Below are 11,796 nucleotides of genomic sequence, written 5' to 3' on the forward strand. Positions count from 1 at the left end.
ACGACGCGGTGCCGCTACGCGGCACTTCCCGCGCTCCGCGCGGAGCCGGAACTCCGTTCCGGCCAGCCCTATCGCTCCGCGATACGGCGGTCCCGGCTCCCGCCGGGACCCATCCGGTACCGGCCTGCTCCGCAGTCCAGTACCGGGCCTGACGGACCCTCCGGGCCCGTCAGGAAAGACGCAGCAGCAGGGAGGGGACGGCTCGCGGTGGGACCGCACGAAGACTGCGTGCGGCGCTAGTTTTTACGCTCACCCGTCGGGCCGCCCGATCCGTGATGAGGCATGCCGTCCGGCGTGTGCGTCACTCTGTGAACCTGGATCGGTTCTGGGTTGATGCCGCATCACCCCTACGAGCCTGGTACGCCCGGCAACTCTGCCGCCCGAATTGCCAATATTCACTTCTCTACTTTCTCTGAATCTGATGTCACGGAATCATAACGCGATCCGATTTTTCGTTTCTCGTGGAGTGTACAGGGATAGACTTACAGTGTCCGAAACGGCGGCAACCGGTTCGGGCAGGTCTCTCCCAAAAACACGAAAGGCGATCTCATGGCGCTCAAGGTTGTTTCCCCTGCTGAATTCGCTGAGGCACAAAAAGAGGCATACGCCATCTTGTCGAATCTGTTCTCCCGGCTGACTCCTGGAGAGCACGTGGTGAGGCTCGCGGTGTGTGTCGAGGACCAGGAGCCCGCCCGCGCGACGCTGCCGGTGTCTGTGGAGGGTCGCGGCGACCTGGACGACCTGATCGCTCCTGAGCCGAAGTTCTTCGAGAACTTCGCCTTCCTGCTCGGCATCGGCCTGGCACAGAAGGTGTCGTACGGCCTGATGTGCCTGCGCTCCCCGGCTGCGGCTTCCGATGGTGGCGCGCGGTACACGGGCCGTGTGTGGGACCTGGACCGTGGCGCCCTCACGCCTGCTGGGGCGGAGCGTGCGGCGGAGCTGATCGGCAACTGGGAGTCGACGCGCTTCCTGGACGCGTACGGCGTCCAGACGGGCGATGAGAACGACGTCGAGGCCATCTACCCGCGCCACGTCTACACGGTCCTCTAGAGCCACCGCGCGGGCCGGGATGGCGACCTGGCCCGCGAACCACCCCAGTGCCGACCGACCTGGGGGCGGGAGGTGCCCAGACCCCGGCACCTCCCGCGAACGTCCCGCGCTGCGGGGGTGCCGAGCAGTCTCGGCGCCCCCGCGCCGGTGATCCCACCGGCGCGGCCGGAGGTCAGCAACCCACCCTCGCCGCCGGAGGCGGCCTGTTCGCGCGGGGACGCGCGCAGCGAACGCAGTGAGCATCGGCATCCGGAGGACGGCCGCGGACAAGAAAAGAGTTTCACGCCGGTCCGCTGCGCCCGAGGAATTCACGATGAGGGGAAGGGGGAGATTGCCGAATTCGGTTGCTGCGTCTTTTATGCGTTGGGGGCTGGCGGGGAATGTGCGTAGTTTTCCCGGTCGGTCGGCAAACCTGTCCGGGAATTCCCCGCCAGCCGTGACCTCTCCCAAAAGAGGCTTGTCTATTGTAGGTGATCTGTTCTGCGGGTGCGCTGCGCCCTGGTGCGGGTTTGTCGGATGGGAGGGCGGTTGGTGATGGCTATTGAGGATGAGCGGCTGCGGCGTGTGTGGGAGGGCCGGTGGGTGGTGAGCCGGGCGTGGATCGTCGGGCATACGGGTGCGTCGGAGTCGACGGTCACCCGGTGGTACACCGAGCGGGGCCGGCGCCCGGAGCGTCTGCGGCACCCGGAGGCGGTCTGCACGGTGGGACGGATGGTCTACTTCGACCAGCAGGCCGTGGAGGCGTTCTGGACGGCCTGGCAGCAGGACGTCGGCACCCAGCGTCTGGGATCGGGCCGCCGTCCCGGAGACGGACAGGGAACCCGTGGCGGCGGGCCGGGTCGCGAGCAGCGCGAGCGGGCCGTGGCTGTGGCGCTGGCTGCGCTGCGCCAGGAGGGCGGCCCCCGGCGTGGGCTGGCTGCTGAACTGGCGCGTGAGCACGGAGGCGTGGCGCGCAGCTGGCAGCGCGCCGTCACCGAGGCTCTCGCGACGTTCGAGAGCGAGCAGAAGCAGGCCGGGGACGGCTCGCCCTGACGGCTGCCCGCCTCACCGCCCCGCTGCGGGGCGCCGGCTTCCGTCCGGCGCGAGCGCGGAGGGCAGCCGCCCGACGCGCGACAGGCCACCAGGCGGCCCCAAAACCCTCGCGCCGCACCTCCGTCCTGTTCTGCCCCCGCCATTTCACAGGGGGCAGTACAGGTTGGAGGTAGGTAAGAGGGTTGTCGGGAGGCATAGTTGGGCCTGGTCAAGGGGTGTGACCTGCGCGAATCGTGAGGGGGGTCACGCGTGTGCCGGTAGGGGACTTGGTAGGGGGATCGGTAGGGCAGCCGGTAGGGGGATCGGCGACCCTTGACCACTACTGGCGAGCGAGCCCGGCCGGGTCGATGTCCACGCCGAAGGGGGCGTGGATGTGCGTGGTGGCGCCGGCGAGAGCGGTGACTGTTTCCACGTAGCGGCCGCCGTGGAGCTCGCTGACGATCAGGCGCGGAGCGGGTTCGAATTCCAGGCGCCAGAAGTGGGGGATCGCGGCCTCGGCGTAGAGCAGGGGCTTGACCTTGCGGTCCATCGTCTTGTTGCCGGGAGAGACGAGTTCGACCACGAGCTGGACCGCGTCGGCGTCCACGCTGACGGTGTCGTCGGCGGTGGCGCCCGCGTCGGTGACCACCAGGTCCGGCACGACCAGGCCGGACGGCAGGACGACGTTGATGGCCTCCAGGACCTCCACCGGGGCGCCGGCTGCCCGGGCGGCCGCGTCGAGGATGACGTGCAGCCGGAAGGACGCCCGCTGGTGGCGGACTCCGGGAGCGGGCGACATCACCAGGGACTCTCCCAGCAGCTCATAGCGGGTCGTGCGGTCCTCGGGCAGCGCCAGGACGTCGGCAAGAGTCCAGGGGCCGGTGTGGTCCGTGGCAACGCTCACCTGCTCCACCTCCCTTGCTACGACAGTCACGTCCAGTGTCGCCCGCCCGCGAGGTCTTTGTCGCCCCACGATTTAGTTCGGTTCTGATTCCCAGCGGGCACTACTGTCGCTGACCGCGTCGGACCGCCAGGCCCTTCAGAGCTGGTGGGTGAAGGGAGACGCGGGGTCAGCAAAGGGAGCACGCGCCGCAGGTCGTCAATGCGTGCACCACGCTCTTCCAGAAGCGTCCGCAGGTGCTGAATCTCCAGTTCGGCGGTTCTCAGGGCCTGCTCGCAGCGCTTCGATCCACACGGCTTGTCCATCTCGGCTGTATCCGCGGATGGCGCCCGAGTGATGGTCTCCTGCGCATCGGACGTTCGGGAAAGCGTGAATCCAGCGGCGCAAAGGTCGTCGGCAGGGACAAGCCAGCCACGCTGCTCGTCGAGGTAGGCGCCGGGGAGCGCGCCAGCCTCCCGGCGGCGCCGGATGGTCGTACGGCTCACGCCACAGGCGGCAGCGGCCTCACGCTGCGTCAAAGGCGAGTGATGAGCGCTCATGCCCCCGCATCCTTCCCGACCAGCGCCCCAATTCGTGTCCGGACGCACGGCATTCACGGCAAAGGGTTGGACCAGCCCGCTATGCGGTCTCGTCTTTGTTGATGCGCAGATAGCCGGTGCGGCATTCGCGGACCGCGTCATGGAGCACCTTGATGGCTTCGTTGGCTGCGGTTTTGTCCTGGCCTTGGTCCATGACGTCGAGGGCGTCGGCGGCCGCCACCCGTACGGCAAGCGGCAAGGTGTCGTGAGCGGCGCTCTTGTAGGCCACCGTGCGCCGGACGTGGCGCTCCGTCTCACTGATGCTGGTGGGAGACAGGGGGAAGGCCACGGCCTGGTACTGCAGTGCGCCCCACAGGGCCATCTCCGCTGCTCCTTCGGCCCGGCCGTCGCCTATGACGACGTTGTCCCAGAAGTCGTCCCGGTACAGGTCGCGCAGTCGGACCGCGATCCACGCGGGCAGTGTGAACGCCGCTGCTGCTGCCAGCAGCCCGGCCTGCGCGCCCCACCAGCCGCCGAGGCAGAAGCCCGCCCACGTGCCTCCCGCCAGCACGCAGCCGGCTATGAGCGCCATTGCCGCCCACAGCCGGGTAGTCCGCTTCACACGCACGCCCTTCACTCCACAGGCCTCAGGCGGCGAAGCCGACGTTGGTCACGTATTCGTACTGGCCCCACTGGGAGCCGAGGTCGATGACCTGTTCCACCCACGCGTCGTCCAGCTCTTGCTCCGCGCCGGCCGCCCACGCGGCGACGATGCGGTCCCAACGGCGCACGTTCATGTGGCGCATGCCCATCTCGCGCTGGCGGGGCCGGGAGACCTGGGACTGGTTGAGCGGGTGGATCTCCACCCGCGTCCCGCGGCCCTCGCGGTTGAGGCGGGCGAGCAGGTAGCGGGCGACGTTCTCGCGCCGCACCGTGCGGTAGGCGTGCTCGATCTTCTCCAGCGTCGCGCGGCGCGGCGTGACGCTGCCGTCCCGCCAGCTCTTCAGCTGGGCTTTGGTCGGGGTGAAGCCGAGGGCGGCCGCGGCGGCGCGGGCGTGGGCGGTGCGGGTCAGGTAGGTGAGGCGGGCGGCGAGGCCGCGTCGGGCGGTGATCGGGGTGGCGATGTAGCCGGCGAGGTTGTCGAGCTGGTGGGCGACGGCCTCGTGGCCCTTGACGCCGCGGGCCCCGTATTTCCCGAACTCGATGTTGCGCTCAGGCATGGTCTCCGGTCCTCAAAGTCTGTGGATCACTGTACGGGCTTGTGGGGGCCGATGGGCCGCCCTGGCGGGGGAATTGACGCTAGGGCGGGTGATCGGCTTCAGGAGGGGCCGTCAGGGGCGTTCTCGGGTTGCTGGGGATCACTGCCGACGGTGTAGGTGTCCTTGACCTTCACCTCGGTGACGCCGCGGCCTTCGGGGAAGACGGCCCGCCAGTCGCCGATGACGTGGAGTTCGTCGGTGCCCATGGCGCGGACCACCATGAGGCCTTCGTCGTAGGCCTTGAACGCTTTCGTCCACAGGTTGGCGAAGGCTTGGGAGCGGATGAGGTGCATCCAGTCGGTGCGGTAGAGCTCGCGGTTGTAGTTCGACTCCCCCAGCGTGGAGACGAACTTGGAGTACATCGCCTTCACGTACTCCAGCGTCACCGGATCGTCCTCGGCGATCGCCCGGTCGCGTGCGTCCTTGAGCGCGATGCGGAATTTCTCCAGCAGGCCCTCCGTCGCGCCGCTCGTCCACGACTCGTGGATCTCCGGCGGGTCCCACAGCCCGTACTTCGGCCCCGACACCCGCAGCAGCAGGCGCAGCGTCGGCTCGGTCACCCACAGCGGGCCGGGCTCGTCTCGCTGGCCGACCGGGTTGGGCAGGACCGCGTCGTGCTCCCAGACCGGCGGGGTGATCAGGTGCAGGCCGGAGCGCTTCCTGTCGTGGTGGTTGCCGGTGGAGTGTTCGAGCTGTCCGAGCGGCAGGTGGGTCTTGAGGGCGGACAGGTAGGCGCCGTTGATGTCCAGCGCGGTCACCTCATGCTGGCCGGCCGGGAGTTCGGCCCGTGTCCATTTGGGGCGGGCTTCCCAGACCTGGTCGGCGCCGCGCGAGGACTGCTTGCGCAGGATGTCCGGCAGCCACGGGTGCGCGACGACGTCGTAACGGCCGCCCTTGCGCGTGTGGTCCAGGAGGGCCATCGCGTCGGGGATCGCCCGCTTCACGAGCGCAGCCGTCGCCGCCTCCAGGTCGCCGCCGTGTTCTGCCAGGACGCCATCGACAGCGGAGCGGATCGGGTCGGGCACCTCGGCAGCCGCCTGCACCCGCCGACCGACCGGAGCCACCTTCACCCCGCGGCCGCCACCCCGGCCGGGCCGGGCCGACGCAGCCGGACGCGGCGACGGCACCGCGCGCGCCGGCACCTGAGGCTCGGGAGCGGCCGCCGGTGCCGGCCGGGCGAGGCCTGCGCCTACCGCAGGCACGGCGGGGGCTGGTGCGGCGGCCGTGCAGTCGGCGGGGTCCAGGTGCTGGGGGAAGCCCTCCACCTGGTGGCGGGCGGGCTGTCCGCACAGCACGCACGGCTGCGGTGCGGGCAACTCGTCGACGTCGGCCTGGCCCTCGCTGACAGCCGCGTCGGCGGAGGTGTCACCGGCCGTCGACGGATCCGCGGGCTTGGCGGCGTTCAGCTTCAGCACGGCGCCCTCGAGGAAGTACGCGTACTTCTTCCGCACCTCACCGCCCGGCTCCCGGCCCGTCTCCCAGCCGCCGACTGTCGACGCGCTGACCTTGAGCGCGGCAGCGACCTGGGCACGCGAGAGGTGGAGTTCCTCGCGCAGCCGGCGCCGTTCCTCGGCGGGTGGCAGCGGGATCTGCTCGATGGTCGCGGTGGCGAGGAGGGCGTCGATCGCAGCGTTGTCGTCCATCGTCAGTCCTTCCCGGCCGGTCATGTCTGGGCCATGTTGACGAAGCGGCTGTAGTGCATCTGTGCGGCTGCGGAGACCGTTGCGCGGGGGCCGAAGCGGTTCTTTTCGATCACGAGGTCGACCTCACCGGCGCGCGGGGATTCGGGTTCGTTCGTGTCGGGGCGCTCGATTTTGATCACGACGCTTGCGTCGTTCTTGATGGCCCTCGACTCGCGCATCATGCCGTCCTCGTTCAGCTGCGGGAGGGCGATGACGTGGCAGTCGAGCTGCACGGACAGGTTTTTGAGGCCGCGTGAGACGGCGGCAACGGCCTGTTCCCGGGTGATGCTGCGGGCCGTCTCGATCTCCACGAGCTGGAGGTAGTCCACGACCAGGAGGTCCAGGCCGTCGGCGCGGACGCAGGCGCGGGCCGCGGATTCGATGTCGTGCAGGGCTGCGCTGTCGGGCCGGTACACCCGTAGCGGCAGCGTCCGAAACAGCTCCCGTCCGAGGCGTTCGACTGTTTTCCAGTCGTCGGCGGTGAGGCCGCCCTGCTGGGTGAGGTGGTGCATGGGCAGCCTGCCCTCGGCTGCGGCGATCTTCTGCATCAGCTCGGTGCTGCTCATCTCCAGCGAGGAGAACATCACCTGCGCGCCGGCCTTGGCGGCAGTGACCGCCGCGTTCAGGGCCAGCGTGGACTTCCCCACGCCGGAAGCAGCCGCGATGATCGTGACGTTGCCGGGGCGCATGCCGCAGGTAACGGCGTCCAGGTCGCTGATCCCGTAGGGCAGGCCGATCTTCCGACCGTCCTGGATCTCTTCCAGCTCGGCCACGAAGTCCAGGTACAGGTCATCCACGACCGGCGGGGCGGCGTGCAGGCCCGGCATACCGGCCACGATCGCGGTGAACTCCTGCTCGACGAGGCTGCGGACGTCGTCCTCGTCGCCTTCCTCGCTGTAGGCGTACTGGAGAACCTTCTGAGCCGACTCGATCGCCGCGCGCCGGTAGGCCTTGGCGCGGACGATCTCCGCGTAGTGCGCGCCGTTCGCGACCGTGGGCACGGCCTCGACACAGGCGTGCAGGTACGCGGCTCCGCCGGCCTTGGCCAGCTCGCCGCGCTCGGTGAGCCGCGCGGCAACGGTGACCGGGTCCACCACCTCGGTTTCCTGGTGAAGGTCGCAGATGGCCCGGTGGATCGTGGTGTGGGCGGGCCGGTAGTACTCCCCGGCGGTGATGCCGGTCTCCAGGGTCTCCGCGAAATACCGTGCGGCGGCCCCGGTGCTGGACATCAGGGTGCCCAGGACGGCCTGCTCGGCCTCGAGGTTGTGCGGCGGCGTGCGCAGAACCTCACGGCTCCGGTTGGCACCGCCCTGCTCGCTCATATCGGGCGGTGCGGAGCGGCTCTGTGCGGGAAGGTCCCGGGTGCTGGACACTGGGGGTCTCCTGTTCGGATGCGTCGGGCAGGGGATACGGGTCGGACCGCTGCAGCGGTCCGACCCGCCGTGTTTCAGGCCGTGATGCAGGGAATGCAGCGATTCCCCGCCCGGTAGGTCGGGTGCTTGGGGCACATGCCGTCCGTTGTCGCGCCCGGCGGTCGCGCGGCTTCCGCCTCAGCCGCAACGACGGCGTAGCGGGGCAGATTCGGGATGCGGTCACCCGCCAGCAGCCGGTACGGGTTGCTGACCTTGTGCGGATTCTTCGTCAGCTGCCGGATCAGCAAGCCGCGATCAACCACACCGATCTCCGGCCAGCCCTGAGCAGCCATCACCGTCAGCAGCTTCGGCGCCAGCTTGCCCGCGTTCAACCTGCCCTGCGTCCACGGCGCAGGAAGCAGCTCCAACACGTCCGCCGCAACCCGAAGGTCGTCCTCGGAGCAGACAGCTCCCTCCCCCTCCTCCCGTGGTGACGGCAACCCCGTGGGACCCGCGGGGTTCGTGAGGGGGTAGGGGGAGGAGGTAGTTACCTCCTCCGGGGGGTGTGGGGGGGAGCCGATTCCGCTTCCCGGAACGCCGGATGCGTTCTGACCTGCAGGAACGCGACGCTTGACGCTTCCCGGAACGCCGGATCCGGGAACAACGGATCCGGCGTTCCGGGAAGCGTTGCGACCTGCGGTTTTACCAGCTTCCGGGAACAACGGATCCGGCGTTCCGGGAAGCGTTGCGACCTGCGGTTTTACGGTCTCGTGATTTTCGCTGGCAGAGGCCGGCGACCAATCCGGATTCCAGGCAGGGTTGTCGAAGAACTCGTAGACGACCGGGCCCATGCGTCCGGGAAGTTTCGGATGCGGAAGCTGGACGCGCCGCAGGTACCCGGACGCGATCAGCCGGGCGAATGCGTCGTAGACGGCATCTCTGCCGACCAGGCGCTTGGCGTCCTTGGCCGATCGGATGCCGCGATCCTGGAGCTGCTTCCACACGCTGCGCGGGTCGGAGTCCAGTCCGGATGCCAGGTTGAACATCACCTGGAGCAGAACGACGTAGTCGAGGGCGTGCACCAGGTCGTGTCCGACGCCCAGGTGTCGCGGAACCGATACGCCGCTCGCGGGAGCTTTCGCTGCCACGATCCGCCCGGTCTCATCCACGGGCGCGGCGGCGACAGACGTTTCAGTATGAGGGTGTTGCTGGCTGTGCAAGGGGTCATCTCCCCAGGTCAGGGGAGCCGCGAAGGGCGCTGTGACCTATCCACCTGCCCGGAGTAGTGGCGGCGCGCAGATTCCTGCGCATACTCTGGGTATAGGTGACCACGCGGGCTCTAGAGCCCACGGGCATCACCCGGCAGACGAGGTCACCTCGCTGCTCACGACTCGGGACTTTTCGTAGGGTGCGCGAGTCGAACGCTAGGAAGGGTCCCGTTGTGGCGACGGGGCCCTTCGCGTTTTAGGGGGGCTTGCTGAAACTGCGCATCTCAGACCGCCTCTGCGAGCACGCCTTGGGCTGCCTCGGGATACTTAGTGGCCCACCCTTGCAGGAGACGTAGGTACGCATCGCGATGGCGTCGGCGCGGCATCGACTGCCCGTTCTCCCAACGAAGGAAAGCCAGGCGATGCACACCGAACGCTTGGGCGACTTCCTCCTGCGTGAGGCCGGATGCTTTTCGCAGCCTGGACCGCACCTCAGGAGAGGGCAGTGTGTCGGCTGGCCGACTGAGTAGCGTGTCGACTGCGTTGGCTAGATCGGTCACTACTCCCCCTTACACGTAGATCCAAAACTGTACATGTTTTGCTACTCGCGTTGGCGTACTTGATGGCGTGTCATTGGAGAGGCTCACCCGCCCACTTCAGGGCGATCCTTTAGCGGGATACCTGCCGCGCTTGAAGGGCGTAGGCGTACGCAGCCCCCAAATGTCCGTACTGAGCCACACCTTCTGAAATGAGTGCAGCGTCCGCCTCTTCGGCCGCCTTCGTGAGGCGATCGGCGACACGGTCAGGTGTGGAGGTCGCCCGGGCGAGCTTCCAGAGCTGCGCGACTACCGACTCCAGCGTCCATTCCGCAGGCGTAGCGGTTGGCTCTTCGGAATCCGCGGCTGCGCGAATCCATCCACCGGGCACGTTCAGGACGTCATGTAGCTCCTGCACCAATTCGTGGCTGGTCAGGCGTCGTTCGGGGGTCATGCCTAGCCTCCAGGTGCTACGGGCGCGCGCACCGGTCGGCGTCGGCGATCCACCGACCGGTGCGGATTGATTTAGACGAGCGGGACGGAGAAGCGCAGCGTCCAGCCCTTCCCGAGAACGTGCTGAGTCACCTCCACCACGCGGCCCTCGGTCGTGCGCCCGATGTGGGTGATAGTCAGTACATCCGACCCGCTAGGGAGACCGAGACGCGTCGCTTCATCCTCGCTCGCCGGACGCAGCGAGACGTCTTCGGTTGCGGCCTCTCCCTGATCAAACCCGGCTTCCTTCATGCGGCTGATGATGCCGCCCACGCCCGTGTCCACCTGCTCGATGCCAGCAGCTTCAGCTACGTCAACCGGAATGTAGGTGGTGGCGAGCTGAACGAGGCGGTCTCCATCGAACATCTGGCGCGAGCGCACGACGACGTCGCCATCAGCGCCCAGCAACTCCGCTACGTCGGCCGGCGCGGCGGCGCGGCTGACGGAGACCTCGGAGCGCGGTGTCCGGCCAGTGCGCTGCAGCTCGGCGTCGAATGCGCCACGGGCGCCGTTTTCTTCACGCTGGGCGGTGGTGTACCGGGTGCGGGCGTCACGCAGGATTGCGCCGGTGCTCTCGATGCTGGTGGCCATCTGGCTAGTACTCCTAATAGTTGACTTTAGTGATCTTCAATGGGGTTCGTTCAGCGAGGGTTTGGTGAGCTGGAGTCAGGCGGTGCTGGCGCGTCGATTACCCACTCGTACGCCAATCTCCACTTCGCACGAGGCAGAACGTGGAGGCCGATCTCAACCACTCGCCCCTCATCGGTCAGCCCCTTGTGCGTGATCTCCATGACCGCTTGCTCGACGGGGATGCCCAGGGCCTTTGCCTCGGCTGCGGTTGGAGATCTGACCTCGATCTCCTCCCGTAGCCGGACCTGCCTGAACCCCGCTTCGGCCATGCGGGACTTACTGCCTCCCGTGCCCGTTTTGCTCTCGGCGAGCACCGGGCAGGCGTCTGCTACATCCTGCGGAAACCAGCTGGTGGCAACCTGTACAACCTCTTCGGTCTCCTCATTGCCTGGCAGTCCAACTGGCATGATCCGCTCACGTTTGAGGGTCTTCGCGCGGTGATGCATCCCGAAAACCTCCGCCACCTTCCGCGGAGGCACATCCCTAGCGATGGTGAGGATCACCGGGCGCGGCTCGAAACCCATCGCTCTCATCTCGGCCTCAAAAGCGCCGACCGCCCCGCCGGCCTCCCGCAACGACGGGAGGTAGCGCCTGTTTCGCTCGCTCACGATCTTGCCTAGCACCAGTGAGACGTAGGTGCCTTTTCCCTGCTTAGAGAAGAGCAGTCCCTCGCCTTCGAGCAGGCCGTAGATGTCACGGGCGGTCTGGTAGGCGATGCCGTGTTCCTTCTGGAGCTGAGGCACCCCAGGCAGGCGCGATCCAGGTGCTAGTACGCCCCGCGCGATCTTGTCTCGGATCTCGGATGCGATCCGCTCAACTTTTCCCGGCTCCTTCTGCTTGGTGGCCACCGCTCCCCCTCTCTACGCATCGTGCGGCTAGCGGATCTCGCTACCCGGTGTGCGCACAGCATGGCATGACTAGTTGTGTCATGAAAGCCGAGAATCGACCTCCTTTAATATTGCTCAAGAAAGTGCAGGTCAGACATGGTGTCCGAAAGGTCTTAGCTAGACAGGTTGACCTGAGGGGGATAGCGGAGTTCTAATCGAGTTGCCCAGCAGGCGGTGAGTAGCCGGATGCAGGGCGTAGCTGGTGGTGCTTGTCAGCTCGGGGACCTCCAGCCCACGCACAACAGCAGGTGTCACCGCTTCTTCGGAGGT

13 protein-coding genes are annotated in these 11,796 nt (G+C 67.8%); 2 read left to right on the plus strand and 11 right to left on the minus strand.

From position 1 onward, the window contains the following. The first annotated feature begins 612 nt into the window (after positions 1-612). Together OHB41_RS51855 and OHB41_RS51860 are read left to right on the plus strand one after the other, a co-directional pair. Complete coding sequence (locus OHB41_RS51855; RefSeq protein WP_266709782.1) at positions 613-1,050, plus strand: hypothetical protein; 438 nt, start codon at positions 613-615, stop codon at positions 1,048-1,050. 534 nt (positions 1,051-1,584) lie between these two features. Then, positions 1,585-2,082 (plus strand): hypothetical protein, encoded by a 498-nt coding sequence (locus OHB41_RS51860; RefSeq protein ID WP_266709784.1) that lies wholly within the window; start codon positions 1,585-1,587, stop codon positions 2,080-2,082. A gap of 319 nt (positions 2,083-2,401) precedes the next feature. Here OHB41_RS51860 and OHB41_RS51865 read toward each other — a convergent pair whose 3' ends face one another. From OHB41_RS51865 to OHB41_RS51910, 11 genes are all read right to left on the minus strand, one after another. Beyond that, entirely contained in the window at positions 2,402-2,965 is a 564-nt protein-coding gene (locus tag OHB41_RS51865; protein WP_266709786.1) for a Uma2 family endonuclease, read from the minus strand. Between the two features lie 26 nt (positions 2,966-2,991). Then, on the minus strand, positions 2,992-3,642 hold the full coding sequence (locus tag OHB41_RS52915; protein WP_526025131.1) for a helix-turn-helix transcriptional regulator: 651 nt from the start codon (positions 3,640-3,642) through the stop codon (positions 2,992-2,994). After that, the gene (locus tag OHB41_RS51870) at positions 3,581-4,108 is read right to left on the minus strand and encodes a hypothetical protein (RefSeq protein ID WP_266709788.1); all 528 of its coding nucleotides are present in this window, start codon (positions 4,106-4,108) and stop codon (positions 3,581-3,583) included. The genes OHB41_RS52915 and OHB41_RS51870 overlap by 62 nt, the downstream gene beginning before the upstream one ends. 19 nt (positions 4,109-4,127) lie before the next feature. Beyond that, positions 4,128-4,700 carry a transcriptional regulator gene (locus tag OHB41_RS51875; RefSeq protein WP_266709790.1) on the minus strand — a complete coding sequence of 191 codons (573 nt, stop codon included), beginning with the start codon at positions 4,698-4,700 and terminating at the stop codon, positions 4,128-4,130. 98 nt (positions 4,701-4,798) lie between these two features. Beyond that, on the minus strand, positions 4,799-6,382 hold the full coding sequence (locus OHB41_RS51880) for a helix-turn-helix domain-containing protein (protein WP_266709792.1): 1,584 nt from the start codon (positions 6,380-6,382) through the stop codon (positions 4,799-4,801). Positions 6,383-6,402: 20 nt separating this feature from the next. Beyond that, entirely contained in the window at positions 6,403-7,794 is a 1,392-nt protein-coding gene (locus OHB41_RS51885; RefSeq protein ID WP_266709794.1) for a replicative DNA helicase, read from the minus strand. A gap of 74 nt (positions 7,795-7,868) precedes the next feature. After that, positions 7,869-8,993 carry a hypothetical protein gene (locus OHB41_RS51890; protein WP_266709796.1) on the minus strand — a complete coding sequence of 375 codons (1,125 nt, stop codon included), beginning with the start codon at positions 8,991-8,993 and terminating at the stop codon, positions 7,869-7,871. Positions 8,994-9,265: 272 nt separating this feature from the next. Beyond that, a complete protein-coding gene (locus tag OHB41_RS51895) occupies positions 9,266-9,541 on the minus strand; it encodes a helix-turn-helix domain-containing protein (RefSeq protein ID WP_323138648.1) in 276 nt (91 codons plus the stop codon). A 109-nt stretch (positions 9,542-9,650) separates the two neighbouring features. Continuing rightward, entirely contained in the window at positions 9,651-9,971 is a 321-nt protein-coding gene (locus OHB41_RS51900; protein ID WP_266709798.1) for a hypothetical protein, read from the minus strand. Positions 9,972-10,042: 71 nt separating this feature from the next. Next, positions 10,043-10,600 carry a UTRA domain-containing protein gene (locus OHB41_RS51905; RefSeq protein WP_266709800.1) on the minus strand — a complete coding sequence of 186 codons (558 nt, stop codon included), beginning with the start codon at positions 10,598-10,600 and terminating at the stop codon, positions 10,043-10,045. 50 nt (positions 10,601-10,650) lie between these two features. Further along, positions 10,651-11,487, minus strand: coding sequence for a GntR family transcriptional regulator (locus OHB41_RS51910; protein ID WP_266709802.1), 837 nt, complete (start codon positions 11,485-11,487; stop codon positions 10,651-10,653). Positions 11,488-11,796: the final 309 nt, after the last annotated feature.

The sequence above is a fragment of the Streptomyces sp. NBC_01571 genome (assembly GCF_026339875.1).
In the GTDB taxonomy this organism is placed as follows: domain Bacteria; phylum Actinomycetota; class Actinomycetes; order Streptomycetales; family Streptomycetaceae; genus Streptomyces.

What these genes read in the sequence shown, in the direction of transcription:
- OHB41_RS51880 (WP_266709792.1), bottom strand. Translation starts at nt 6,382, where the DNA reads ATGGACGACAACGCTGCGATCGACGCCCTCCTCGCCACCGCGACCATC.
- OHB41_RS51905 (WP_266709800.1), bottom strand. Translation starts at nt 10,600, where the DNA reads ATGGCCACCAGCATCGAGAGCACCGGCGCAATCCTGCGTGACGCCCGC.
- OHB41_RS52915 (WP_526025131.1), bottom strand. Translation starts at nt 3,642, where the DNA reads ATGACGCGGTCCGCGAATGCCGCACCGGCTATCTGCGCATCAACAAAG.
- OHB41_RS51900 (WP_266709798.1), bottom strand. Translation starts at nt 9,971, where the DNA reads ATGACCCCCGAACGACGCCTGACCAGCCACGAATTGGTGCAGGAGCTA.
- OHB41_RS51860 (WP_266709784.1), top strand. Translation starts at nt 1,585, where the DNA reads ATGGCTATTGAGGATGAGCGGCTGCGGCGTGTGTGGGAGGGCCGGTGG.
- OHB41_RS51875 (WP_266709790.1), bottom strand. Translation starts at nt 4,700, where the DNA reads ATGCCTGAGCGCAACATCGAGTTCGGGAAATACGGGGCCCGCGGCGTC.